This is a genomic window from Bradyrhizobium sp. RDI18, assembly GCF_043203335.1.
Taxonomy (GTDB): domain Bacteria; phylum Pseudomonadota; class Alphaproteobacteria; order Rhizobiales; family Xanthobacteraceae; genus Bradyrhizobium; species Bradyrhizobium retamae.
The window spans coordinates 3621996-3646483 of sequence record NZ_JBICRN010000008.1 but is presented as its reverse complement, the minus strand read 5'-3'; the positions used below and the strand labels follow the sequence as shown (position 1 = coordinate 3646483).

Genomic DNA, 24488 nt, shown 5'->3' with positions numbered 1-24488 from the left:
CGGGCCGCCCACATGCGTTTTCCGTAGTAACCACAACTGATAAGGACGCCGTTCCGCCGCCTTAATCCGGGCGAATTGGCTGCGTATTCGGTTGGTCGAGGACCAATTTTCGGCTACAGAGGCCTGCGGTTGCACCACAAGCGCAATTGAAGAATTGGACCTCGGAGAATTGGGCCTTGAAGAATTGGGCACCAAACACGCTGGGCTCGAGGAATTTGGGGCTCAAGAAATTTGGGGCACGGGGAATATGGCATCCATGACCGCGGTTCATGGACGGGCGGGCTCAGTCATCAACCGCATCAAAGGCGTCAGGTCACAGATTCCATGTCGGCACAGCGTATGACGCTCGAATCAGGCAAATCACTCGGGCGCTCCAGCCTCGCTCGCGCCGCACGGTCGCTGCGGCTGGCGGCTGGCCTGATTGCGCTCGCCATTCCCTTGAGCGGCTGCGGCACCGGCGCGCTGTGGGACAAGTTCACCGCCAAGGACGATACCTTCAACGAGGAGCCGGCGGACAAGCTCTACAATGAGGGCTTGTACCTGATGAACCAGCGCAAGGATAACAAGGCGGCATCGAAGAAATTCGAGGAGGTCGATCGCCAGCATCCTTATTCGGACTGGGCGCGCAAATCGCTCCTGATGTCGGCCTACTCCTTCTACAATGCCGGCGATTACGATAGCTGCATCGGCGCAGCGACGCGTTACGTCACACTGCATCCCGGCAGCCCCGATGCGGCTTACGCGCAATATCTGATCGCGGCCTCGCATTATGACCAGATCCCGGACATCTCTCGCGACCAGGGCCGCACCGAAAAAGGCGATCGCGGCGCTGGAAGAGGTGATTCGCAAATATCCGACCTCGGAATACTCCAACTCCGCCAAGGCCAAGCTCGAAGGCGCGCGCGACCAGCTCGCCGGCAAGGAAATGGACGTCGGCCGCTATTACATGGAACGGCGCGACTACACCGCCGCCATCAACCGCTTCAAGACCGTGGTCACCCGCTACCAGACCACGCGGCATGTCGAGGAAGCGCTGGCGCGGCTCACCGAGGCCTATATGGCGATCGGCATCGTCGGCGAGGCGCAGACGGCGGCAGCCGTACTTGGGCACAATTTTCCTGACAGCCGCTGGTACAAGGACGCCTATAATCTTGTAAAGTCGGGCGGTCTCGAGCCGAGCGAGAACAAGGGGTCCTATATTTCCAGGGCCTTCAAGAAGTTGGGTCTCGGGTAGTGGAGCGGATTTGACATTCGCTCGATACTTGCCGCGACTTCGTGAAGCGAATGTCAAATCCATAAAGCTCCACTACCAGCTTGATATTTGCTAGTGGTCCTTTTGATTCTAACATTCGCAAAAGTGGCTCCCCAGCGGGGAGCGAATGTTAGAACCGGACCACTAGGAATTGACTTCGCATGCTGGCGCGTCTGTCGATCCGCGACATCGTCCTGATCGAACGGCTCGATATCGAATTCTCCCGTGGCCTCGCTGTGCTGACCGGCGAAACCGGCGCGGGCAAATCCATCCTGCTCGATGCCTTCGCGCTGGCGCTCGGCGGCCGCGGTGATGCGGGCCTGGTTCGCCATGGCGCAGAGCAGGGCCAGGTGACCGCCACCTTCGACGTTCCCAAGGGCCATCCCGCGACAAGGATCCTTTCCAAGAACGGCCTCGACGACGCGAGTTTTCAAGATTCTTGCGAAATGATTCTTCGCCGCGTCCAGCTCGCCGACGGCCGCACCCGCGCCTTCATCAATGACCAGTCGATCAGCGTGCAGACCCTGAAGGCGGTCGGCGCGGCGCTGGTCGAAATTCACGGCCAGCATGACGAGCGCGCGCTGGTCGACGCCTCGACGCACCGGCAGTTGCTCGATGCCTTTGCCGGGCTGGAGAAAGAAGTCGCCGCGCTGGAGACGCTGTGGGAGGCGCGGCGCACCGCCAACCAGGCACTCGATGAGCATCGCGCCAGCATGGAACGCGCCGCGCGCGAGGCGGATTATTTGCGCCACGCCGCCGACGAGCTCAAGGCGTTGAAGCCGAAGGACGGCGAGGAGACCGCGCTCGCCGAACGCCGCACCACCATGATGCAGGGCGAGAAGATCGCCAGCGACCTGCGCGAGGCGCAGGAGGCGGTCGGCGGCCACAACTCGCCGGTGCCGGCGCTGGCAGCGGCCGTGCGCCGCCTCGAGCGCCGCGCCGCCAATTCGCCGACGCTGGTCGAGCCGGCGGTGAAGGCGATCGACATTGCGATCAACGCGCTGGAAGAGGCCGACCAGCATCTCAGCGCCGCGCTGGTTGCGGCCGATTTCGATCCGGCCGAGCTGGAGCGGATCGAGGAGCGGCTGTTTGCGCTGCGCGCCGCCTCGCGCAAATATTCCACGCCGGTCGATGGGCTGGCGGCACTCGCCGCCAAATTCGTCTCCGATGTCGCATTGATCGACGCCGGTGCGGATCGGCTGAAGAAGCTGGAAGCCGCGGCTGCCGAGGCCGACCAGCGCTACGGCGCGGCGGCGGCGAAGCTGTCGGCGGCCCGCAGCAAATCCGCCGAAAAACTCAACAAGGCCGTCAACGCCGAACTCGCGCCGCTGAAACTTGAGCGCGCGAAATTCATGACGCAGGTCGACACCGATGCGAAGTCACCGGGGCCGCAGGGCATCGACCGCGTCGAGTTCTGGGTCCAGACCAATCCGGGGACAAAGCCGGGACCGTTGATGAAGGTCGCCTCCGGCGGAGAGCTGTCGCGGTTCCTGCTGGCGCTCAAGGTGGTGCTGTCCGATCGCGGCTCGGCGCCCACGCTGGTGTTCGATGAAATCGATACCGGCGTCGGCGGCGCGGTGGCGGATGCGATCGGCGCGCGGTTGTCGCGGCTCGCCGGCCAGGTCCAGGTGATGGCGGTGACGCACGCGCCGCAGGTTGCCGCAAGGGCGAACCAGCATCTTTTGATTTCCAAGGACGCGCTCGACAAGGGCAAGCGCGTCGCCACCCGCGTCAACGCGCTCGCCGCCGACCACCGCCGCGAGGAAATCGCCCGCATGCTGGCGGGGGCGGAGATCACCGCCGAGGCGAGGGCGGCGGCGGAACGGCTGTTAAGGGCGGCGACGGCCTGATTTCTCGTGTCCCGGACGCGGTGCAGCGCTCTTCGTGCTGTTCCGCAGAGCCGGGACCCACACCGGCGTGGGCCCCGGATCAGCAGCGCACCGCCAATAGCGCGTCGAAGACGCGCGTAAACGCGCTTATGGCGCTGCGCCGCATCGGGGGCACGGCACCTGCGATCGACTTTGCCTCTAGGCTTCCTTTCGTCGTATTCAACACCCATGGCCAAGACAGCAAAAACAAAAACTCCCACCGACGTCGGAAAGCTCACCAAGGCGCAGGCCAAGGTGGAACACATGCGGCTGGCGCTGGAGCTCGAAGGGCACGACAAGCGCTATTATCAGGAAGATGCGCCCAGCATCAGCGATGCCGAATACGACGCCTTGCGGCAGCGCTTCAACGCGATCGAGAAGCGGTTTCCCGAGCTCGTTACAGCGGAATCGCCATCGCAAAAGATCGGCGCAACGCCATCGGGGCGCTTCAGGAAAGTCCGCCATGCGGTGCCGATGCTGTCGCTGGACAACGCCTTCGCCGAACAGGACGTGCTCGACTTCGTCGGCCGCATCGAGCGCTTCCTCAAACTCAGCGACGACAAGATCAACTTTTCCGCCGAGCCGAAGATCGATGGGCTATCGATGTCGCTGCGCTATGAGGGTGGCGAACTCGTCACCGCCGCTACCCGTGGCGACGGCGCGGAAGGCGAAGACGTCACCGCAAATATCCGCACGCTTGAAGACGTGCCGCAGAAGCTGAAAGGCCGCAACGTTCCTGATGTCTGCGAGGTGCGCGGCGAGGTCTACATGACCAAGAAGGCGTTCCTTGCGCTGAACGAGCGCCAGAAGGCCGCAGGCGATACCATTTTCGCAAACCCGCGCAATTCGGCTGCTGGCTCGCTGCGTCAGAAGGACCCCTCCATCACCGCCTCGCGCCCGCTCGGCTTCTTCGCCTATTCCTGGGGCCAGATGAGCGCGATGCCCGAAAAGACTCAAACCGGCATGATCCACTGGTTCGAGCGCTGCGGCTTCAAGACCAATCCGCTGACCAAACTCTGTCACTCCGTCGAGCACTTGATCGCGTTCCATCACGAGATCGAGGAGCAGCGCGGCGAGCTCGACTACGACATCGACGGCGTCGTCTACAAGATCGACCGTATCGATTGGCAGGAGCGGCTCGGCTTCGTCTCGCGCACGCCGCGCTGGGCCGTCGCGCACAAATTCCCGGCCGAGCGGGCCATGACGGTGCTGCGCGACATCGAGATCCAGGTCGGGCGCACCGGCTCGTTCACGCCGGTCGGCAAGCTGGAGCCGGTCGGAGTCGGTGGCGTGATCGTGCAAAACGTCACGCTGCACAATGAGGACTACATCAAGGGTATCGGCAACAAGGGCGAAGTGTTGCGCGAGGGCCGCGACATCAGGCTCGGCGACACCGTCGTGATCCAGCGCGCCGGCGACGTGATCCCGCAGGTGGTCGACGTCGTGATCGACAAGCGGCCGAGAGGCGCCAAGGAATTTCACTTCCCGAAGAAGTGCCCGTGCCCGCTGCATACCGACGTGGTGCGCGAGGAGACGGCAACCGGCGAGGAAGGCTCGCGCGCCCGCTGTACCGGCGAGTTCGCCTGTCCGTTCCAGAAGATCGAGCATCTGAAACTGTTCGTGTCGCGCCGGGCGTTCGATATCGACGGGCTCGGCGAGAAGCAGCTCCAATACTTCTTCGACCGCGAATGGGTGCGGGAGCCGGCCGACATCTTCACGCTGCCGAAACGCAACGCCAGGCTGAAGCTCGAAGAGATCGAGGGCTATGGCGAAACTTCGGTGCGCAACCTGTTCGCCGCGATCGAGAACCGCCGCCGCATTTCGTTGGAGCGCTTCATCTACGCCCTCGGCATGCGCCATGTCGGCGAGACCACGGCGCTGGCGCTGGCGCGCGGCTACGGCTCGTGGGACGCCTTCCACGATGCCTGCCTCAAGGTCGCCAAGGGCGACGAGGACACCATCGCCGAGATGGATGCGCTCGACCAGATCGGCGACACCGTGATCAAGAGCGTCGCCGCCTATTTCGGCGAAAGCCATAACCGCGGCATCGTCGAGCGGCTGGTCGAGGAGCTCAGCGAGATCATTGACGCCGAAAAGCCCAAGAGCAATTCGGCCGTCGCCGGCAAGACCGTGGTGTTCACCGGCTCGCTGGAAAAGATGACGCGGGACGAAGCCAAGGCCACCGCCGAGCGGCTGGGCGCCAAGGCCACCGGTTCGGTGTCGAAGAAAACGGACTACGTTGTCGCCGGGCCCGGCGCGGGTTCAAAACTCGCGGAAGCCAAGAAGCACGGCGTGCCGGTGTTGACGGAAGATGAGTGGTTGAAGCTGATTGGGGAGTGAGTGGCCATTCATGTTATTTTGTGTGCAGAGGCGGTCTCCCTCTACGTCAACCAATGGATACGGAAGATCACCGACATTACGGACGGCGCGCGCGCGATTTGCGATTTGGTCAGGCGCAATGAATTGGATCAGGCTCGGGCAAGATTGCCGGTCGAGCGGCCCTACGATTCGGCTTTCGGATAAAATCACAAGAGCTCGGCCGTCAGTTGAATTCGAGGGGCTTACCTTTCTCCCACGGCCGAAAGGGTGAAACCACGCGCCCCTTGCGGTCGATGCGTCCCCATTGCCCGCCCTCGTACCAGCTACGCTCGCCTTCAGTGACAGTGCTGTCAAAGACAAGCCTGCAGTCCGTGCAGACAACAGCAACTCCATCCTTGAATGGATAGGCTCCGTCATACGCCGCCGGGATGATGAGATTGAGTTTGCGGTCGATGTACCCAATCTTCCCGCCGACACGCGATCGCGCGAGACCATCCTCGAAATAGTCCGGGCCGTTGTCCATTGATTCAACCGGCACAGGGATGACGCCACGTCGAACGTAGAACCATTGGGCTTTTCGTTTGTCAGTCCCATTGAACAACAAGACGGAGGCCAGCCCATCCCGGTCATATCCAAGCCGAGCCAGATAAGATCGCTGCAAACGCGGCCGCCCGTCGGGGCCCGTCACCGCGCATTGCTTGAACGTGCGCTCGGTCTCCCAGCAATCGAAGACCGGCGCCTGGTCGATCGCCATGACCGGCTTGGACGAAAGTGCAAGCAGCACGCCGAGCGCAACGATCTTGAGAAAATCAGGCATGATGCACGCTCGCAGGAGGCAGGTTGTATTCAGCCGTCATTGCGAGTGAAGCAATCCATTGCGGCGTAAGAACGTAATGGACTGATTTTTCTTTGCGAGACGAGGTGGATTGCTTCGCTGCGCTCGCAATGAGGGCTGAAGCACCGCGCGATCGTATTAAGCGCTGTCATTCCGGGATGGTCCGAAGGATCAGACCCGGAATCTCGAAATTCCGGGTTCGGCTCTTCGAGCCGCCACGGAATGACAGCGACTACAACATCCCCGATTCTTCCTCCTCCGCCTTTTTCACCAATTCCTCGCTGGCCACGACCTTCCGCCGCGGCACGATGAAAAACATCGCCGAGATACACGCGATCGAGAGTGCGAAGATCGCCGCCGTCAACGGCAGCGTGGTCGTGGAGTGGCCGCCGAGATAGGCGCCGAATTGCGAGACCAGCGCGCCGATGCCCTGTTGCAGAAAGCCCATCGCGCCGGAGGCGGTGCCGGCGGCCTCGGGACGCGCGCTGATGGCGCCGGCCGCGGCGTTGTTCATGACGAAGGCGTTCGCGACCATCACGATCATCTGGGTGCCGAACAGCCAGAGCGGCGCCTGGTTGATCCCCGCAATGCTCAAGGCGAGGTTCAGGAGGGCGCCGCCGAATTGCACCGCCAGCCCGAACCAGATCAGCTTCTCCAGCGAATGCCGCGGCGCGAAACGGACGCAGAACACATTGCCGATCAGATAGGCAAATCCCGTCGTCGCGAACCACGCGCCATATTCCGGCCGTGGTTCGGCCCATCTGCGTCACCACGATGTAAGGCCCGCCGCCGGCGAACATGAAAATGATCTGGGAAGCCAGCACCTGGCACAGCACATAGCCGATGAAGGCGCGGTTGCGCATCAGCTTGCCGACGTCGCCGCGGAAGCTGCTGCTCTCGCTGCGTTCGGCGCGCGTCTCGGGCAGCGCCAGCGCGATCAGGACCGCGACGCTGAGCGAAGCCGCCGTGATGAAATAGAAAATGGCGCGCCAGCCGAACGCGGTCTCCAGGAGGCCGCCGACCAGCGCGCTGAGCATCTGCGCCATCATCATGACGGCGATCACGAGGCTGATCATGGAGCTGATGCGGTCGCGGCTGTAGAGGTCGCGGATGATGGCGCGGCTCACCACCATGCCGGTCGCGCCGCCGAGTGCCTGCAGGAAGCGCGCGGCGATCAGTTGCGGCAGCGTCTGCGCCAGCGAGCAGCCGGCGCTGGCCGCCACCATGAGCGCAAGGCCTGCGAGCAGCACCGGCCGGCGGCCGAACTTGTCCGACAGCGGCCCCATGACGAGCTGCGAACAGGCGATGCCGACCATGTAGAGCGACACCGTCATCTGCGCGACCGAGATGTCGCCACCGAACGTCGTCGCCAGCACGGGCAGCGCCGGCACCAGCATGTAGAGCGAGATCGGCGCGACGCCGGTCATCGCCACCAGCATCAGCAGCATGATTTTCGATGTCACGACGGCATGATTGTCCGTCGCGCCGGGCGGCTTGCCCACGACGCCGTGCATTCAGTTCAGATCCTGTTTTGCTTGGATCGGACTCTTAACCAGATGGCTCAGCGCGAACAGGGATGTTTTGGCATGCGGCCATGCTGAATTGGGGAGGCGGGCAGGAGGCTGGACCGCCGGAGTCTACTTTGCATGGGGTTGTTTTCGCGGTTTTTGTGTCCGGCGCCCACGCCGTATCGCTGTAGAGGGTGGGCCTCGGCGTACCGGATCCTCCGCCGTCGCCGGGGCGACTGGTGGAAAGTAGGACGGGTGGAGTGCAGCGATACCCATCGTCTCACCACGTGCACTGGCATTGATGGGTATCGCTGCGCTCCACCCATCCTATGGCCGCTTGAGGCAGCAGTGATTAAAGCGGCAGCAGCGCTGCCGTCGCCTCGTCCAGCCACAGCTTCGTGGCATTGTCGTCGAGGTGCGGACGCACCGCGCGGTTGACGCGCTCGTGGTAGTCGTTGAGCCACTTCAGCTCGGTTGCGCTCAACATGTTCACGTCGATCAGGCGGCGGTCGATCGGCGCCAGCGTCAGCGTCTCGAACGCGTTCACCGGCTTCTCGGCGCCGGGTACATCGGTGCCGATGACGAGTTCGAGGTTCTCGATCCGGATGCCATAGGCGTCGGTCTTGTAGTAGCCAGGCTCGTTGGAGAGGATCATGCCGCGCTTCAAGGGCGTGGTGCCGAGTTTCGAGATGCGCGCCGGGCCTTCATGCACCGAGAGATAGCTGCCGACGCCGTGGCCGGTGCCGTGCTCGAAATCGAGGCCGGCCTGCCACAAAAATTGCCGCGCAAAGGAGTCGATCTGCGCGCCGGTGGTGCCGTCCGGAAACACCGCGCGTGTAATCGCGATGTGCCCACGCAGCACGCGGGTGAAACGATCGCGCATTTCGTCGGTTGGATTGCCGATTGCGATGGTGCGGGTGACGTCGGTGGTGCCGTCTTCATATTGCGCGCCGGAATCGATCAGCAGCAGATCGCCGGGCGAAATTCGCCGGTTGCTCTTGCGGGTGACGCGGTAATGCACGATGGCGCCGTTCGGCCCGGTGCCGGCGATGGTCGGAAACGAGACATCCTTCAGCGCGCAGGTCTGGCGGCGGAACGTTTCCAGCGCCTCGACGGTATCGATCTCCGTCAACGCGCCCGACGGCGCCTCGCGGTCGATCCAGGCGAGGAAGCGTGCCAGCGCCACCGCGTCGCGCTGGTGCGCGGTCCGCGTGCCCTCGATCTCGGTGATATTCTTCACCGCCTTCAACAGGCTCACCGGATCGTTGCCGCGTACCGGTTTTCCGCCGGCGCCTGCGATCAGCCGGCTCAGCGCGTCCGCGGCGGTGGCGCTGTCAAGCGCGATCGCGGCGCCGCTGCGCGCAAGCTCAGTCAGATCGGGCACCAGCGCGTCGGGCTCCCGGACATCGGCGGATTGTTCGAGATGGTCGCGCGTCAGGTTGGACAGCTTGCGATGGTCGATGAAGATGGTGGGGCGGCCGTCCTTCGGCACCAGCGCGTAGGACAAGGGCAGCGGCGTGTGCGAGACGTCGGCGCCGCGGATGTTGAAGGTCCAGGCCACCGCGTGGCTGTCCGACAGCACCAGCGCGTCGACGCCGAGCTTGTTGATCTCCAGCCGGATGCGCTTGAGTTTTTCGGCTTCGATCTCGCCGGAAAACTGCACGCCGTGAGTGGTGACGCGGCCGAGCGGCGGGGCCGGGCGCTCGGTCCAGATCGAATCCAGCGGGTTGGTTTCGACCGCAATCAGTTCCGCCCCCGCCTTGGTGCAGGCGGCGGCCAGACGCTCGGCTGCCGCCGAAGTGTGCAGCCATGGGTCGAAACCGAGGCGGTCGCCGGCCGCAAGGTGCTTGGTCAGCCACTGCTCCGGCGGCGGATCGGCCAGCGGCTCGATTTGCCAGGCCTTGCGGTCGACCTGCTTGGCGGCCTGCAGCGTATAACGGCCATCGACGAAAACCGCGGCATCGCGCGTCAGGACGATCGCCATGCCTGCCGAACCAGTGAAGCCGCTCAGCCAGGCCAGCCGCTCTTCGGAGGCCGGGACATATTCGTTCTGTTGCTGATCGGCGCGCGGAACCACGAATCCCGTCAACTTCCGCCGCGCCAGCTCCTCGCGGAAGCGGGCCAGCCGCGCAGTCAGCGCCACGCCGCCTTCGGGTTCTTCGAATGTCTGGAAATGGGCTTCGAACATCGCCTGGTCACTTTAGGGTTGGGTGGAGCGGTCCGCAATGCGGCAGTCTCCGCCACAATTTGGCATAATCTGTGCTTCAATATGTCGGTCCGCGCTAGTCGGACGGAGCGGATTGCGGTGTAGCCGCTCAGCTCAAGATACCGGGAGAAGCTCCAGGAGTGTTTCAACTCAACGAAGAGGGGATACACCATGCCTGCTTTCACGTTTGAGAAGATTTCACCGCCGGAACGTCGCGGCCCCGCGCCGCCCGTCGCCAACAAGAAGCAGCGTGGCGTCATCGTCCAGATCCTCGACCGGTTCGCGGAAGCACGCGTCAAGCGGTCGTTGAAGCGCGAGAAGGGCGCGGTCGCCCGCAACCGGCACAGACCAGCGGATTAGAATTTCAGCTCACCTTGCGCAGCAGGAGGCTGCTCCAGCCGTCGATGCGCAGATGCCTTACGGGAACCAGCCCACGGACGCGATAGGCGGCGATGACGGCGGGCGCCTGATGCGTCAGCAGCCCCGAGAGAATGACCAGCGCGGACGGCGCCAGATGCCGCGCCATCGGCCCCGCCAATTGCCGCAGCGGATTGGCCAGAATATTCGCCAGCACCAGATCGAACGGCGCGGCTTGCGCAAATTGCGGCGCCGAGAAGCCGGTGGCGCGAACCGCCCGCACCAGATGTCCCGATACGTTCAGCCGCGCATTGTCGCGCGCGACCTGCACCGAGGGCGGATCGATATCGCTGGCCAGTATCTTTTCGTGCAGCGCTTTCGCCGCCGCAATCGCCAGCACGCCGGTGCCGGTGCCGAGATCGAGCACGCGCCGCGGGCGCCAGGCTTTCAGGACATGATCGAGCAACAGAAGGCAGCCGCGCGTGGTGCCATGATGGCCGGTGCCGAAAGCCAGCGCCGCCTCGATCTCGATGCCGAGCTTGTTGGGCGAGATCCTGTCGCGGTCATGCTGGCCGTGGACCACAAAGCGTCCGGCCGGTACGGGAACGAGGTCCTCAAGGCTGGCCTTGACCCAATCCTTGGCCTCGACCGTATCGAAGGCGACGCCCGCGGCGATTTCCGCGCCGGCCGCATTGGCAACGAGTTCGCGGACCAGGGGCTGATCGGGCGGCTCGCCAAAATGCACCGTGACGTCCCATCGGCCATCCGGCCGTTCGAACGCGGCGATTGCGGCCTGTCCCTCAAAGAAAACTTCGGTCAGGGCGTCGACGACGCCCTTGGCTGTGTGCTCGTCGCCGACGGCAAAATGGACGCGATGTGTGGAGGCGAGGGAAGTCATTGAAGAACCTGGCGAAAGCGGGGAAGGATATGATCGGGAATGGGCGTTTCGTTCAAATTTGAGCAAGTTTCATGTCGTGTCTCTCCACCGCCTATCCACAGCCGAGCGGGGAAGTTGCCAACCCGTTATCGACGGAAGCATACCGATGTCTTCCACAGCCGTGCCGCGGGGTTATCAACAAGTAATCCACAGGCTTCTCCCGTCGTTGCCCACCGGCTTTATCCCATATTGTCCACTGCGTTCTGCCTATCCGAACAGGGCGCGGTGATCGCCCAGGATCACCTTCGCGGCGTTGTGGCCGGGGGCGCCGGTGACGCCGCCGCCGGGATGCGCGCCCGAGCCGCAATGGTAGAGGCCCTTCAGCGGCCCGCGATAATCGGCATGACCTAGCATCGGCCGTGCCGAGAACAATTGATTGAGCGTCAGCGCCCCATGAAAGATGTCGCCGCCGAGCAGGCCGAACTGGCGCTCGAGATCGAGCGGCGACAGCACCTGACGGCCGATCACGCTTGTGCCAAAGCCCGGCGCGAACTTGTCCACCGTCGCGATCATGAGGTCGGCGACCTCCTCGCGGTGATCGTCCCATGACTTTCCATCCGGCAATTCCGGCGCGACGTGCTGGCAGAACAGGCTCGCGACATGCCGGCCCTCCGGTGCAAGGGAGTCGTCGAGCGTCGAGGGGATCAGTATTTCCACCACCGGCTCGCGGCTCCAGCCATGGCTGCGCGCGTCCTGCCAGGCGCGATCCATGTAACCGAGGCTGGGTGCGAGAATGATGCCGGCGGTGAGGTGATCGCCGGCGCCGGGCAGGGCGGTGAAGGAAGGTAGCGCGTTCAGCGCGACATTCATCCGGAACGTGCCGGATGCGTTGCGCCAGCGCGCGATGCGCTCGAGGAATTCCGGCGCCAGCGCGCCCGAAGGCACCAGCCGCGTATACAGCAATTTCGGATTGACGCCGGAGACGACGTATTTGGCACGGATGGTCGCGCCATTGTCGAGCACGACGCCTGCGGCGCGCCCGCCCTCGACGATCACCTCGCGCACGCCGGCGTCCGTTTCGATCTCGGCGCCGTAGCCGCGGGCCGCGCGCGCCATGGCTTGAGTGATCGCGCCCATGCCGCCGATCGCGTGGCCCCAAACGCCCTTCTTGCCGTTCACCTCGCCGAACGCATGGTGCAGCATCACATAGGCGGAGCCGGCGGCGTAGGGGCTGGCGTAATTGCCGACGATGGCGTCGAAGCCGAACAGCGCCTTCACCAGGTCGCTCTCGAAGCGCTCGTCCAGCATTTCGCCGGCCGAGCGTGTGAACAGGTCGAGCAGGCTGCGCTGCTGTTCGAGCGAAAGCTTGCGCAGGATGCCGGCCGTGCCGACGGCGTTGAAGGCCTCGCGGATCGCGCCGATCCCAAAGCCCTCGACGAGGTTCGGCGGCGCGCGCAGCACGAATTGTCGCAGCACGTCGGCGATGGCTTCCAGTTCGCGCGAGAAGGCCTCGATCGTGACGGCATCGCGCTCGCTGAGTTTAGCAACCGATTGCCGGGTGCGGCCCTCGCCGGTCAGGAGATAGCTGCCGTCGGGGGCGGGCAGAAAATTCTGCGCGCGGCGCTCGACGATGCGCAGGCCGTGTTCGGCGAGTCTCAGATCGGCGATGATCTGCGGGTTGAGCAGGCTGACGGTATAGGCGGCCACCGAATTGCGGAAACCGGGATGGAATTCCTCGGTCACCGCGGCGCCGCCGACCGCCTTGCGGCGCTCGACCACTTTCACGCGCAGGCCGGCCATCGCGAGATAGGCCGCGCAGGTGAGGCCGTTATGCCCCGCACCGATGATGACGATTTCGGTTTCGCTCATGTCCGCTTCAAGAAGGTTTGATTAGTTTGAACCCGTCATTCCGGGATTGTCCGAAGGACAAGACCCGGAATCTCGAGGTTCCACAATGTGCAATTGCACATTGGGGTTCGATGCTTTGCATCGCCCCCGGAACGACATCTCATCCCGCATTGCCCGTCATGTTGCCATATGCTCTATCTGCGCTTCCGGCACAACCTGCCGGAATGCTCGCCGCCGGCTCCCGCCGGGTTCAAGCCGGAGCTTTCATGATTTCTGAACCGTCTGCCTCGCGAAACCGGCTGGTGCTGACCGTCTATACCGCTGCGATCTTCGTCAGCGCGTTGTTGTTGTTTTCGGTGCAACCCCTGTTCACCAAGATGGTGCTGCCGCGGCTCGGCGGCTCGCCGGCGGTTTGGTCGGTGGCGATGGTGTTCTTCCAGTCGCTGCTGCTCGGCGGCTATGCCTATGCGCATTTTTTGATGCAGGCGCGTAATCGCACGATTCCCGTGGCGGTTCATCTCGCGCTGCTCGCAGTTGCGATGCTGACGATGCCGCTGTCGATCGCGAGCGGGTGGGGCGATCCGCCGAATTCAGGCTATGCGCTCTGGCTGCTCGGCTTGTTTGCGGTTTCGATCGGCCTGCCGTTCTTCGCGCTCGCGGCCAACAACCCGCTGCTGCAGGCCTGGTTCGTCCGCACCGGCCACCCCAACGGTCCCGATCCGTACTTCCTCTACGCTTCCTCGAATGTCGGCAGTTTCCTGGCGCTGTTGTCCTATCCGGTGCTGCTGGAGCCGATGTTCACCCTGCGCATGCAGAACCTGATCTGGACCGGCGGCTATGGCCTGTTGATCGTGCTGATTGCCATCTGCGGCGTGTTGCTGCTGCGCTCGCCAGTGAGGGCGGCGGAACTGAACTTGGCGCCCGACGATCGCGACGTGCCGGCGCCGTCATGGATCTTGCGCGCCCGCTGGATATTCCTCGCGGCCGTGCCGTCGGGGCTGCTGATCGCAGTGACGGCCCATATTTCCACCGACGTCGCCGCAGCGCCGCTATTGTGGGTGCTGCCGTTGTCACTCTATCTCCTCACCTGGGTGCTCGTCTTCCAGTCGCGCCCGCTATTGCCGCACAAATGGATGTTGCTGGCGCAGCCGCTGGCGATCGCCGGCATCGTGGTGCTGCTCGCGTTCGGCGGCGAACAGAATCTGCTGCTGACGCTCGGCGGGCACCAGTTCTGCTTCTTCGTGATTGCGATGGCTTGTCACGGCGAACTGGCGCGCACGCGCCCGGCGGCGAAGTATCTCACCGGCTTCTATGTCGCGCTGTCGTTCGGCGGCATGGTCGGCGGCCTCTTTGCCGGCCTGATCGCGCCGTTCACCTTCTCATGGGTCGCGGAGTACCCGATCCTGCTGGCGCTCGCGGCGCTGTGCCGCCCGACCGGCGGCGAACGGCTGCCGCGCTGGAGCGCGTGGTACTGGCCGTTCCTTGCGGTGCTGGCGGTGGCGTTGATGGCGCCGGCCTGGTCGACGGGCAAAACGTTCAACTGGATCGAAGATCATCGCGTGTGGGTGATCGGCGCAGTCGGAGTGCTGGCCGCGCTGCTGGCACTGGCGCTCAACGCCAACCGCTGGAAGATCTTTGCGACCGTCGTGGTGGCGCTGGTATTGCTGCGCGCCTATCCTTCCGACGACGGGCGGGTCGAGACGGTGCGCAGTTTCTTCGGCGTCCACAAGATCGTGGTGACGCCGAACGGCCAGTATCACGTGCTGATGCACGGCACCACGATCCACGGCGCCGAGAAATTCAAGAACGACGACGGCACGCCGGTTACCGGCCAGCCGGAGCCGATCACCTACTACTACAGGGACGGCGGGATCGGGCAGGCGATCACGGCGATCCGGGAACGCAAGGGCGCGCCGCTGCGCGTGGCCGTGATCGGGCTCGGCTCCGGCACGCTGGCCTGCGCCTCGGAGCCCGGCGAGGAATGGAAATTCTTTGAGATCGACCAGACGATGGTCGATACCGCGCGCGACCCAAAGTATTTTACCTATATCCAGGTCTGCGAACCGAACATGCAGCCGGTGATCGGCGATGCGCGGCTCACCTTCGCGCGCGAGCCCGACGGCGTCTATGACCTGATCATCGTCGACGCCTATTCGTCGGATGCGATCCCGGTTCACCTGGCGACCGAAGAGGCGATGGAAATCTACAAGTCCAAGCTGGCGCCGCAGGGCGCCGTGGCGATGCACGTCTCCAACCGGCATCTGGAGCTGTCGAGCGTGGTCGTCGGCATCGCCGATGCCAACGACTTGAAGAGCTGGGTCTACAGCGAGGATTCCGGGCGCGACAGTGAATACATCTTCTCGACCTCGGTCGTGGTCTCGGCGAGGGAGGAGACCGACGTCGGCAAGCTGGCATCGTCAGAGCAATGGGCGCTGACGGAAGCCAGGGAAAACCAGCGGGTCTGGACCGACGATTATTCCAATGTGCTGGGTGCGGTGTGGCGGCGGCTTAGAAAAGGCGAGGAATAGGCGAGTTGCAGCCGGGCAGGGTGCGCCTATGTTCATGGTCTGCCCTGAACAGATGGAGCGACGATGGCCAATTTCACTCCCGTATCGGCCGCAATCGGCGGCGCCCTGATCGGGCTTTCTGCCGTGTTGCTGATGCTGTCGACTGGCCGGATCGCCGGGATCAGCGGTATCTTCAGTGGCCTGTTGAATTTGCGCGGCGAGGACAAGGGCTGGCGTATCGCCTTCGTCGCCGGGCTCATTCTGGCGCCCATCCTCGCCGGCCTGATCGGTTACGGAATGGCGCAACCCAAGTTGCCATCGAGCTGGGCTGTTATTGTCGTGGCGGGCCTGCTGGTCGGCTTCGGTACGCGGCTCGGCGGCGGCTGCACCTCCGGTCACGGTATCTGCGGCATAGGGCGGCTGTCGCTGCGCTCGATCGCCGCCACGATCGTCTTCATGGTGACGGCGGTTGTCACCGTCGCGATCACCCATCATGCGTTGGGAGGCTGAGCCATGTGGATCATCGCTCCCTTGTTGTGCGGCCTGGTCTTCGGCGCGGGCCTGTTGATTTCGGGCATGGTGCAGCCAACGAAGGTCCTTGGCTTTCTGGATATCTTCGGCGCGTGGGATCCGAGTCTCGCGGTGGTGATGGCCGCGGCGCTGGCTGTGTCGATGCCCGGTTTCATGTTGGCTGACCGCAGCGCGCGGCCGTGGTTTGCCGGGCAATATTTTCGGCCGGGCAAATCGGGAATCGATCTGCCGCTGGTCGCAGGCGCGGGGCTGTTTGGAATCGGCTGGGGCCTCGTCGGGTTATGCCCGGGGCCGGCGCTGGAAAGCCTGGCGACGTTGTCGCCCGGAATCATCGTCTTCGTCGCCGCGATGGCGGCAGGGATGATTGCTCACGACGCTTGGCGACAGTCGCGGCTGGCGGCGCAGCGCGAGCGCTTGCTCGCGAGCGCGACGGACGGCTAGTCCTGATAGTTGTACAGCCCGCGCTGCTGATAATATTGCTGCCGCGGCTGGTAGTAGTAACCTTGCGGCGCCGGCGCATAGCCGCGGTTATCGTAATATTGCGGCTGTTGCTGCTGATAGGCCTGGGTGTCGTAGACGCGGCGGCCAGGCGCGGGGTATCGCGCTTCGTTGGACGATCCGTCGGCCGGATAGATGTAGCCGTCGTCGGCCCGCGCCACGGGTGCGGCGCGCTGCTGCGGCGGTGTGATCACGACGGGATCGCCGGCGGCGTCGTGTTGCTGCTCGTATTGCGGCAGCGGCGCGCGACGCGCGACGGCCGTGTTGGAGCGCTGCCGCGGATTGCGTGCGAGCGCGACTTGGGAGGAGCCGGTCAACGTCACCGTGGTGTTGAGCACGCCTTCCTGCTTCACCAGATCCCACAGCTTCGCGGCATTCTCGCGCGACAGCCGTACGCAGCCATGCGAGGCCGGGCTGCCGAGACGGCTCACGGAATCGGTGCCGTGGATGGCATGGCCGATCTTGGTGAAGAAGATCGAATGCGGCATCGGCGCGTCGTCGAATTCCTTGGAGTAATGGTCCTCTTCCATCCGGAAGGCGCGGAAGCTGCCGTTCGGAGTCTCATAGGAGGGAAGACCCGAAGACACTGGCCAGCGGTAACGCTCGACGCCGTCGACGGCGACGGTCATCTGCTGGTTGTCCTTGTCGACTGTTATGGCGACTTTGGCTTGGGCGGTGCCCGAGGCGAACAGCGTCAGGGCGGTGACGGCAACGAGGAAGGAACGCATTTTACCTTTGGCCTCCAGGCCCCTGTATCAAGCGCTGGCTCTCCGTCCCCGGCATCCAATATGCCCGGAAACCGGCACTGGTTCCAGTGGCCTGCGTCCGCAATCGTTAACGCGTCCCACGGCGCAAACAAGGCCACAGCACGGCGCAATCGGCGGCAAAGTGCTGACATTTTCGCGAGCGGCTGCGCGCTGCGCGGTCTTGTCATCGACAGAGTTGGAGGCCGTCATTCCGGGATGGTCCGTTAGGACCAGACCTCAGATGCGCAATTGCGCATCGGGGAATCTCGAGATTCTCAGGTGCGCAATTGCGCACCATAGTTCGGCTCTGCGAGCCGCCCCGGAATGACACTACGCGTCAATTCTTCAGCCGGTACCCGGTCCTGAAGATCCACCACACCAGCACCATGCAGATGGCGAGGAAGCCGAGCGTCATGCCGAGGCTTAATCCTACGCTGACGTCGGCGATCTCGTAAAAACTCCAGCGGAAGCCCGAGATCAGGTATACGACTGGATTGAGCAGCGTGATGGTGCGCCAGCCGGACGGCAGCATGTTGACCGAGTAAAAACTGCCGCCGAGAAATGTCAGCGGCGTCACCACCAGCATCGGGATCATCTGCAGCTTTTCGAACCCGTCGGCCCAGATGCCGATGATGAAGCCGAACAGGCTAAACGTTACCGCCGTCAGCACCAGGAAGGCGAGCATCCACAGGGGATGTTGGATGTGCAGCGGCACGAACAGCGCGGCGGTCGCCATGATGATCAAGCCGAGGATGATGGATTTGGTCGCGGCCGCACCGACATAGCCGATCACGATTTCGATATAGGAAACAGGCGCCGACAATATTTCGTAGATGGTGCCGACGAATTTCGGAAAATAAATTCCGAACGAGGCGTTGGCGATGCTCTGGGTCAGCACCGACAGCATGACGAGGCCGGGCACGATGAAAGTGCCGTAGCTGACGCCCTCGACCTCGGTGATGCGCGAGCCGATCGCGGCGCCGAACACCACGAAATAAAGCGAGGTGGAAACCACAGGCGAGACGATGCTCTGCAGCAGCGTGCGCCAGGTGCGCGCCATTTCGAACAGATAGATGGCGCGGATCGCACGGTAATTCATGGCGCCCTCACCAGGCTGACGAAGATGTCTTCGAGGGAAGACTGGGTGGTATCGAGGTCGGAGATGTGGATGCCGGCATTGCGGAGGTCGCTCAGCAGGCTGGTGATCCCGGTGCGCTCGCCCTTGGTATCGTAATCATAGGTCAGCAGCCGGCCATCCTCGGAGAGGTGAAGCTTGTAGGGCGCGAGGGCGGGCGGAAGGGCGTCGATCTTCTGCTGCAGATGCAGCGTCAATTGCTTCTTGCCGAGCTTCTGCATGAGCCCGGCCTTGTCCTCGACCAGGATGATCTCGCCCTTGTTGATGACGCCGATCCGGTCGGCCATCTCCTCGGCTTCCTGGATATAATGCGTGGTCAGTATGATGGTGACGCCGGAGGCCTGCAGGCCGCGCACCACGTCCCACATCCCCTTGCGCAATTCGACGTCGACGCCCGCGGTCGGCTCGTCCAGGAACAGGATCTGCGGTTCGTGCGACAGCGCTTTTGCGATCATCACGCGGCGCTTCATGCCGCCGGAGAGCGTGATGATCTTGGAATCCTTCTTGTCCCACAGCGACAGGTCCTTCAGCACCTTTTCGATATGCGCCGGGTTTTTCGGTTTGCCGAACAGGCCGCGGCTGAAGCTGACGGTCGCCCATACGGTTTCAAACAGAATCCGTGTGCAGTTCCTGCGGCACCAGGCCGATCAGCGACCTCGCCGCGCGATAGTCGCTATTGATGTCATGCCCGCCAACGGAGACGCGGCCCTCGCTCAAGTTGGCGATGCCGCAGATGATGCTGATCAGCGTGGTCTTGCCCGCGCCGTTCGGCCCGAGCAGAGCGAAGATCTCACCGCGCTTGATGTCCAGATTGACGTTGTTCAGCGCCTTGAAGCCGGAGCCGTAGGTCTTTGACAGGTTTGAGACGGATATGATGGGAGGTGGCGCTAGCATGGCAATCTGAAACGGAATTTGGCCGCGTCGAAGCGGCGCTTCGGCCGGCTCGAGACGGGGAAGGGGTGGGAACCGGGAGATAGGAACGCTGTGCTACTTATGCAATCGCGTGGGAAAAAATTATCGCCCTTGCACCCGCTCCACGAAACTATCGACCACCTTCTTCTCGCCCGCCTTCTCGAACGCGATCGTCAGCTTGTTGCCGTCGATCTTCACCACGTGGCCATAGCCGAACTTCTGGTGGAAGACGCGATCGGCCAGCGAGAATTCTGAAACCGTGCCGGTGGATTTCGCGACCAGCTCGCCCTCGATTACGATCGGGCCGCGCTTGTTGCGGGAGAAGCCGCCGGAAAACGACGATTGGCTTTCCTCAAAACCGCCGCGGGCCTGACCGCTGCGGCCGCCCTGGCTGCGGTTGCGATTGGCCTGCGCGCGCTGCCAGCCTGGCGTCGTGTAGCTGGAGCCGAAGGATTCGACATTGTCGAAGCGCGAGGGGCCGTAGCCGCCGGCGCCGCCCCAGCCGGAGCCGCCCTTGGACTCGGTGATCTCCACATTGGCCGACGGCAGTTCGTCGAGGAAGCGCGACGGGATCGTGGTCGACCAGGTGCCGTGGATGCGGCGGTTGGTGGCGAAATAGAGTTTGGCGCGGCGACGGGCGCGCGTCAGCCCGACATGGGCGAGGCGGCGCTCTTCCTCGAGGCCGGCACGGCCTTGTTCGTCGAGCGTGCGCTGGCTCGGAAACAGGCCTTCCTCCCAGCCGGGCAGGAACACGTTGTCGAATTCGAGCCCCTTGGCCGAATGCAGCGTCATCAGCGACACCGCTTCATCACTGGCGTCGCCGTCGCGGTCCATCACCAGCGAGATGTGTTCGAGGAATCCTTGCAGGTTCTCGAACTCTTCCATCGAGCGTACCAGTTCTTTCAAGTTGTCCAGCCGGCCCGCGGCGTCGGCCGAGCGGTCCTTCTGCCACATCTCGGTATAGCCGCTCTCGTCCAGGACGATTTCGGCGAGCTCGGTGTGCGCGGTCACCTCGCGCTGGGCGCGCCAGCGGTCGAACTGCAGGATGAGGTCGCGCAGCGCGCCACGCGCCTTCGGCTTCAATTCGTCGGTTTCGACCACGGCGCGCGCGGCTTCGAACAGCGGCATGCGCCGCTTGCGGGCGTGGTCGTGCAGCAACTGCACGGTGGCGTCGCCAAGCCCGCGCTTCGGGACATTAACGATGCGTTCGAAGGCAAGGTCGTCGGCGGGCGAATTGATCACGCGCAGATAGGCCAGCGCATCGCGTATTTCGGCGCGCTCGTAGAATCGCGGACCGCCGATCACGCGATAGGGCAGGCCGAGCGTCACAAAACGATCTTCGAATTCGCGCATCTGGAACGAGGCCCGCACCAGGATCGCGACCTCGTTGAGGTTTTCGCCGGCGCGCTGCAACTCCTCGATCTCCTCGCCGATGGCGCGGGCTTCCTCTTCCGAATCCCAGGAACCTGTGACGGTGACCTTCTCGCCGTCGACATCCTCGGTGCGCAGCGTCTTGCCGAGCCGACCTTCGTTGTGCGCGATCAGATGGGAAGCTGCGGCGAGGATGTGGCCGGTGGAGCGGTAGTTGCGTTCAAGGCGGATGACTTTTGCGCCGGGAAAATCGTGCTCGAAGCGCAGGATGTTGTCGACTTCCGCGCCGCGCCAGCCATAGATCGACTGGTCGTCGTCGCCGACGCAGCAGATGTTTTTGGGGGAGGGGGCGGTCCTCTCCCTCTCCCCGTCCTTCACGGGGAGAGGGTTGGGGTGAGGGGCCGTCTCCGCGAGCTCAGTCTGCGGAGAGTCCCCCTCACCCGGCGCGCTCTGCGCCGTAGCCGTGGCTTCGCCACGGCGTTCTTCAAGGACGTCGGCCGAAGGCCGACTATGCTCTCCCCGCAAGCGGGGCGAGGTTGGGTCACCCGGAATGATGGCCGACAGCGGCACGCCCGGTCGCGACGGCGCCTGCGACAGCAGCCGAAGCCATAGATACTGCGCGACGTTGGTGTCCTGATACTCGTCGACCAGAATGAACTTGAAGCGGTTCTGGTATTGCCTGAGCACATCAGGGTTTTCGCGAAACAACCGGATGTTCTCGAGAAGCAGATCGCCGAAATCGGCGGCGTTGAGGATTTTCAGCCGCTCCTGATAGCTGGCGTAGAGCTTGCCGCCCTTGCCATTGCCGAACATCGCGGCTTCCCCCGACGGCACCTGGCTGGGCGCCAGCCCACGGTTCTTCCAGCCGTCGATCAGCCCGGCCAGCATGCGCGCCGGCCAGCGCTTGTCGTCGATGTTCTCGGCCTGCAGGAGCTGCTTGAGCAAGCGGACCTGATCGTCGACGTCGAGCACGGTGAAATTGGATTTGAGCTGTACCAGTTCGGCGTGGATGCGGAGGATGCGTCCGCCGATCGAGTGGAAGGTGCCAAGCCACGGCATGCCTTCGACGGCCTGGCCGAGCATCTGGCCGAGGCGGAGCTTCATCTCGCGCGCGGCCTTGTTGGTGAAAGTCACCGAGAGGATTTCATGCGGCCGCGCGCGGCCCTGGCTCAGGATATGGGCGATTCGCGTGGTCAGCACGCGGGTCTTGCCGGTGCCTGCGCCCGCCAGCACCAGAACCGGCCCATCCAGCGCCTCGACCGCCTCGCGCTGCTCGGGATTGAGCCCGTTGAGATATTGCGGACCAGCGGCGGCCCGCGCACGCGCGGCGATGCCGCCAGCCGCAGGCTGGTGCTCGGGGACGCCGTGATGGGGCAGTTTGCTCGGCTCGGTCATTTCTCGAATCGTCTTGGCCCCACGATGGCACCGTGAGGCGGTACAGGGGAGCCTTCATAGCAGGGATCAAGGGCCATATAGGGCCTGTCCGGCCGTTTTGACAGGTTTTATCCGGTCGCGATTGTCGGCCTGATTTCGCGGCTTTGCGGCGATTTTGTTCCGCCGAAATGGTCAAATTTCGCGATTCCGCCGGCCGGAACCAACATTACCGACCCGGATTGGTCCTGCAGTCGATGCGTGACGCTCAGCCGCCGCCATCGAGATAGCGACAGCCAATCGAGGTCGTATCATGCTGAGCTGGGTCCTTACATTTCTGATCATCGCGTTGATCGCGGGCGTTTTGGGCTTCGGCGGTATAGCCGGCGCCTCCGTCGAAATCGCGAAGGCGATCTTCTTCATTGCCGTGATCCTGTTTCTGGTCTCGGCGGTGGTCGGACTGGTGCGCGGCCGAAGCAACGTCTAGCAGGCCGGCACAATTTCGAGCTATCGCGCCGCGCGCAAATTAGCGCGCGGCGGCCGGTGCGAGCGTGGATGGGCCAAGACTGGATGGGTCAAGACTGGACTGCCCGACGTGACAGGCTACCAGTTCCGCGAATTGCTTCGAATGGGTCGCAATCATGAAATGAGCCGCTCCGGCGATCGTCGCGCGGACGGCATTCGGGATGCAACGGCCCAGCACATCGTTTGCCCGACTTGCGGCCGGATGACTGTCTTTTCCCCAAATGACAAGCGTGGACACCGCAACGCTCGCCAGCAACGCGGGCGTGAGGCGGAAACCATAAGCTGATTCCCAGTCCAGCAAATTCGCCGGTGTCGTTTCGACTGCGTAGTCGCGCACGCGCTGAGGCCATGCAGCGAACGTGCCTGCGCCACCATAGAAATCGATCATCCGTGCGATCGCGTCGGTTTCGCCGCGCTTGAAGGCATCGGAATAAGTGCCGGACATCTTTCGGAAAGCTTCATAGTGGGTCATCTCTCCGGCTTCCCGCAGGATTTCCATGGCGGGAGCTTCGGCAATGGTCAGGCTGAGCAGGGGAACGCGCCGCCGCAGAGCGACCGCAAGCGCGGCTAATCCGCCAAAGGAATGACCAACGAGATGCACTGGGCCGCCTGCGCGGTGGATCACCGCCTCGATGATTTCACTCTCATGCGCGATGTCTGAATTGCCTGAAGTGCGACGCTCGGCCGTGCCGCCATAGCCCAACAGGCTGGTTGTCACGCAACGGAACCGGTTCGGCCAATGCGCCATGACGGGCCGCCAGGCGGCGCCGGTGCTGCACGATCCCGGCACCAGCACGACGGTCGGGCCGGTTCCGGTTTCGTGATAATCGATGGGTCCACGGCTCTCAAAAATCATCTCGGGCCAAGCTCCTCGTGAACGCTACGAACCAGCGGCGGCCTTCGCAGGCCGCCGCTGTCTTACGATCAGATTTCGTCAGCGCTTGACGATGACGATTTCCAGATACTCGCTCGGCAGCACCATGGTGCCATCCTCGGCGCGGTTCATCGACGCGATCAGCGCGAGGATGTCATCGGCGAGGCGGCGCTGGTTGGTTTCATCAAGTTCGGCAAAGGCTTTCAGCGTCGGGCCGTAGTAATTCCTGAACACGTCGAGAAAATGCATCGGCGAGCGGTAGCGGAACGTGAAGTGACGCTTCTCGGCCTTGATGGAGGCGGCCGACGTTCCAAACATCTCGGTGATGCGCGCCTGGGTACCCCACAGCGCAGGCGATTTCGCGCCCGCCGGCGGCGGCAAATATTTGCCGAGCGTCTTGAACAATTGCCCGATAAAGCCCTCCGGCGTCCAGTTGGCGAGACCGATCTTGCCGCCGCTCTTGCAAACCCGCAAAAGTTCGGATGCCGCGCGGGTCCTGGTCCGGCGTAAACATGACGCCGAAGGTCGAGAGCACCGCGTCGAAGGTCGCATCGCCGAAGTCCAGCGCTTCCGCGTCCGCTTCCTTGAACTCGACTAACAGGCCTTCGGCCGAGGCACGCGACCGGCCGCGGTCGAGCAGGCTCGGTACATAATCGGTCGAAACGACGTCGCACCAGCGGCGCGCCGCGGCAAGCGTCGCATTGCCGTTTCCGGCAGCGACGTCGAGCACCTTCTGGCCGGCCCGGAGGTCGAGCGCCTCGCACAGCTCTTCGCCGACGATCTGCAGCGTGGTGCCGACGACGGCGTAGTCGCCGGACGACCAAGCGCCGTGTTGCTTGGTTTTCAGGGCGGAAAGATCGATCTGGCCGGGTTGCAGGGCTTGGGCGGCAGCGGATGTAGCCATGTTCTACTCCTTTGAGCGGGTGAATTTGCCGATTTCAGCGTGCT

Annotated in this window: 16 protein-coding genes and 4 pseudogenes; 9 read left to right on the top strand and 11 right to left on the bottom strand. The window is 63.6% G+C overall.

Going from position 1 to position 24488, the window contains the following annotated elements; translation table 11 throughout:
• The first annotated feature begins 324 nt into the window (after positions 1 to 324).
• The 4 genes and pseudogenes from ACFXS9_RS26505 (at position 325) to ACFXS9_RS26490 (ending at position 5643) form a co-directional block, all read left to right on the top strand.
• Positions 325 to 1234 (top strand): annotated as a pseudogene (locus ACFXS9_RS26505) (outer membrane protein assembly factor BamD).
• Positions 1235 to 1413: 179 nt separating this feature from the next.
• Positions 1414 to 3102 (top strand): DNA repair protein RecN, encoded by a 1689-nt coding sequence (gene recN / locus ACFXS9_RS26500; RefSeq protein ID WP_392693719.1) that lies wholly within the window; start codon positions 1414 to 1416, stop codon positions 3100 to 3102.
• Positions 3103 to 3309: 207 nt separating this feature from the next.
• The gene (gene ligA / locus ACFXS9_RS26495; RefSeq protein WP_392693716.1) at positions 3310 to 5460 is read left to right on the top strand and encodes an NAD-dependent DNA ligase LigA; all 2151 of its coding nucleotides are present in this window, start codon (positions 3310 to 3312) and stop codon (positions 5458 to 5460) included.
• Positions 5461 to 5643 (top strand): DUF4291 family protein, encoded by a 183-nt coding sequence (locus tag ACFXS9_RS26490; protein WP_392693713.1) that lies wholly within the window; start codon positions 5461 to 5463, stop codon positions 5641 to 5643.
• A gap of 19 nt (positions 5644 to 5662) precedes the next feature.
• Here the strand turns inward: ACFXS9_RS26490 and ACFXS9_RS26485 are convergent, their stop codons facing one another.
• From ACFXS9_RS26485 to ACFXS9_RS26475, 3 genes and pseudogenes are all read right to left on the bottom strand, one after another.
• Positions 5663 to 6193, bottom strand: a complete 531-nt coding sequence (locus ACFXS9_RS26485) for a WG repeat-containing protein (protein ID WP_392693710.1) — start codon at positions 6191 to 6193, stop codon at positions 5663 to 5665.
• A 313-nt stretch (positions 6194 to 6506) separates the two neighbouring features.
• Positions 6507 to 7788: pseudogene (locus ACFXS9_RS26480) on the bottom strand (multidrug effflux MFS transporter).
• A gap of 346 nt (positions 7789 to 8134) precedes the next feature.
• Complete coding sequence (locus ACFXS9_RS26475; protein WP_392693707.1) at positions 8135 to 9970, bottom strand: aminopeptidase P family protein; 1836 nt, start codon at positions 9968 to 9970, stop codon at positions 8135 to 8137.
• Positions 9971 to 10159: 189 nt separating this feature from the next.
• Here ACFXS9_RS26475 and ACFXS9_RS26470 point away from each other — a divergent pair, with 189 nt between their 5' ends.
• Complete coding sequence (locus tag ACFXS9_RS26470) at positions 10160 to 10348, top strand: hypothetical protein (protein ID WP_392693705.1); 189 nt, start codon at positions 10160 to 10162, stop codon at positions 10346 to 10348.
• A gap of 4 nt (positions 10349 to 10352) precedes the next feature.
• Here ACFXS9_RS26470 and ACFXS9_RS26465 read toward each other — a convergent pair whose 3' ends face one another.
• Complete coding sequence (locus ACFXS9_RS26465) at positions 10353 to 11243, bottom strand: 50S ribosomal protein L11 methyltransferase (RefSeq protein ID WP_392693702.1); 891 nt, start codon at positions 11241 to 11243, stop codon at positions 10353 to 10355.
• Positions 11244 to 11489: 246 nt separating this feature from the next.
• Positions 11490 to 13091 (bottom strand): phytoene desaturase family protein, encoded by a 1602-nt coding sequence (locus ACFXS9_RS26460; protein WP_392693700.1) that lies wholly within the window; start codon positions 13089 to 13091, stop codon positions 11490 to 11492.
• Between the two features lie 245 nt (positions 13092 to 13336).
• Between ACFXS9_RS26460 and ACFXS9_RS26455 the strand changes: the two genes are divergently transcribed.
• From ACFXS9_RS26455 to ACFXS9_RS26445, 3 genes are all read left to right on the top strand, one after another.
• On the top strand, positions 13337 to 15598 hold the full coding sequence (locus ACFXS9_RS26455) for a fused MFS/spermidine synthase (protein WP_392693697.1): 2262 nt from the start codon (positions 13337 to 13339) through the stop codon (positions 15596 to 15598).
• A 63-nt stretch (positions 15599 to 15661) separates the two neighbouring features.
• Positions 15662 to 16087 (top strand): YeeE/YedE family protein, encoded by a 426-nt coding sequence (locus tag ACFXS9_RS26450; protein ID WP_392693694.1) that lies wholly within the window; start codon positions 15662 to 15664, stop codon positions 16085 to 16087.
• A gap of 3 nt (positions 16088 to 16090) precedes the next feature.
• Positions 16091 to 16549: a DUF6691 family protein gene (locus ACFXS9_RS26445; RefSeq protein WP_392693691.1), complete on the top strand. Its 459-nt coding sequence runs from the start codon at positions 16091 to 16093 to the stop codon at positions 16547 to 16549.
• Here ACFXS9_RS26445 and ACFXS9_RS26440 read toward each other — a convergent pair.
• From ACFXS9_RS26440 to ACFXS9_RS26425, 4 genes and pseudogenes are all read right to left on the bottom strand, one after another.
• Positions 16546 to 17334: a L,D-transpeptidase gene (locus ACFXS9_RS26440; RefSeq protein WP_392693688.1), complete on the bottom strand. Its 789-nt coding sequence runs from the start codon at positions 17332 to 17334 to the stop codon at positions 16546 to 16548. The two genes, ACFXS9_RS26445 and ACFXS9_RS26440, sit on opposite strands and share 4 nt — an antisense overlap.
• 355 nt (positions 17335 to 17689) lie before the next feature.
• The gene (locus tag ACFXS9_RS26435) at positions 17690 to 18451 is read right to left on the bottom strand and encodes an ABC transporter permease (RefSeq protein WP_392693685.1); all 762 of its coding nucleotides are present in this window, start codon (positions 18449 to 18451) and stop codon (positions 17690 to 17692) included.
• A pseudogene (locus tag ACFXS9_RS26430) lies at positions 18448 to 19381 on the bottom strand (ABC transporter ATP-binding protein). Before ACFXS9_RS26430 ends, ACFXS9_RS26435 begins: the two are co-directional and overlap by 4 nt.
• A gap of 120 nt (positions 19382 to 19501) precedes the next feature.
• Entirely contained in the window at positions 19502 to 22165 is a 2664-nt protein-coding gene (locus tag ACFXS9_RS26425) for an ATP-dependent helicase (RefSeq protein WP_392693682.1), read from the bottom strand.
• A 289-nt stretch (positions 22166 to 22454) separates the two neighbouring features.
• On the opposite strand from ACFXS9_RS26425, the gene ACFXS9_RS26420 reads away from it, so the two are divergent.
• Positions 22455 to 22628: a DUF1328 domain-containing protein gene (locus ACFXS9_RS26420; protein WP_065749588.1), complete on the top strand. Its 174-nt coding sequence runs from the start codon at positions 22455 to 22457 to the stop codon at positions 22626 to 22628.
• Between the two features lie 39 nt (positions 22629 to 22667).
• Here the strand turns inward: ACFXS9_RS26420 and ACFXS9_RS26415 are convergent, their stop codons facing one another.
• Both ACFXS9_RS26415 and ACFXS9_RS26410 read right to left on the bottom strand, forming a co-directional pair.
• Entirely contained in the window at positions 22668 to 23522 is an 855-nt protein-coding gene (locus ACFXS9_RS26415; RefSeq protein ID WP_392693678.1) for an alpha/beta fold hydrolase, read from the bottom strand.
• 78 nt (positions 23523 to 23600) lie between these two features.
• Positions 23601 to 24444: pseudogene (locus ACFXS9_RS26410) on the bottom strand (class I SAM-dependent methyltransferase).
• Positions 24445 to 24488: the final 44 nt, after the last annotated feature.

What these genes read in the sequence shown, in the direction of transcription:
- ACFXS9_RS26460 (WP_392693700.1), bottom strand. Translation starts at nt 13,091, where the DNA reads ATGAGCGAAACCGAAATCGTCATCATCGGTGCGGGGCATAACGGCCTC.
- ACFXS9_RS26465 (WP_392693702.1), bottom strand. Translation starts at nt 11,243, where the DNA reads ATGACTTCCCTCGCCTCCACACATCGCGTCCATTTTGCCGTCGGCGAC.
- ligA (WP_392693716.1), top strand. Translation starts at nt 3,310, where the DNA reads ATGGCCAAGACAGCAAAAACAAAAACTCCCACCGACGTCGGAAAGCTC.
- recN (WP_392693719.1), top strand. Translation starts at nt 1,414, where the DNA reads ATGCTGGCGCGTCTGTCGATCCGCGACATCGTCCTGATCGAACGGCTC.
- ACFXS9_RS26450 (WP_392693694.1), top strand. Translation starts at nt 15,662, where the DNA reads ATGGCCAATTTCACTCCCGTATCGGCCGCAATCGGCGGCGCCCTGATC.
- ACFXS9_RS26455 (WP_392693697.1), top strand. Translation starts at nt 13,337, where the DNA reads ATGATTTCTGAACCGTCTGCCTCGCGAAACCGGCTGGTGCTGACCGTC.
- ACFXS9_RS26415 (WP_392693678.1), bottom strand. Translation starts at nt 23,522, where the DNA reads ATGATTTTTGAGAGCCGTGGACCCATCGATTATCACGAAACCGGAACC.
- ACFXS9_RS26435 (WP_392693685.1), bottom strand. Translation starts at nt 18,451, where the DNA reads ATGAATTACCGTGCGATCCGCGCCATCTATCTGTTCGAAATGGCGCGC.
- ACFXS9_RS26475 (WP_392693707.1), bottom strand. Translation starts at nt 9,970, where the DNA reads ATGTTCGAAGCCCATTTCCAGACATTCGAAGAACCCGAAGGCGGCGTG.
- ACFXS9_RS26470 (WP_392693705.1), top strand. Translation starts at nt 10,160, where the DNA reads ATGCCTGCTTTCACGTTTGAGAAGATTTCACCGCCGGAACGTCGCGGC.
- ACFXS9_RS26425 (WP_392693682.1), bottom strand. Translation starts at nt 22,165, where the DNA reads ATGACCGAGCCGAGCAAACTGCCCCATCACGGCGTCCCCGAGCACCAG.
- ACFXS9_RS26445 (WP_392693691.1), top strand. Translation starts at nt 16,091, where the DNA reads ATGTGGATCATCGCTCCCTTGTTGTGCGGCCTGGTCTTCGGCGCGGGC.
- ACFXS9_RS26440 (WP_392693688.1), bottom strand. Translation starts at nt 17,334, where the DNA reads ATGCGTTCCTTCCTCGTTGCCGTCACCGCCCTGACGCTGTTCGCCTCG.
- ACFXS9_RS26485 (WP_392693710.1), bottom strand. Translation starts at nt 6,193, where the DNA reads ATGGCGATCGACCAGGCGCCGGTCTTCGATTGCTGGGAGACCGAGCGC.
- ACFXS9_RS26420 (WP_065749588.1), top strand. Translation starts at nt 22,455, where the DNA reads ATGCTGAGCTGGGTCCTTACATTTCTGATCATCGCGTTGATCGCGGGC.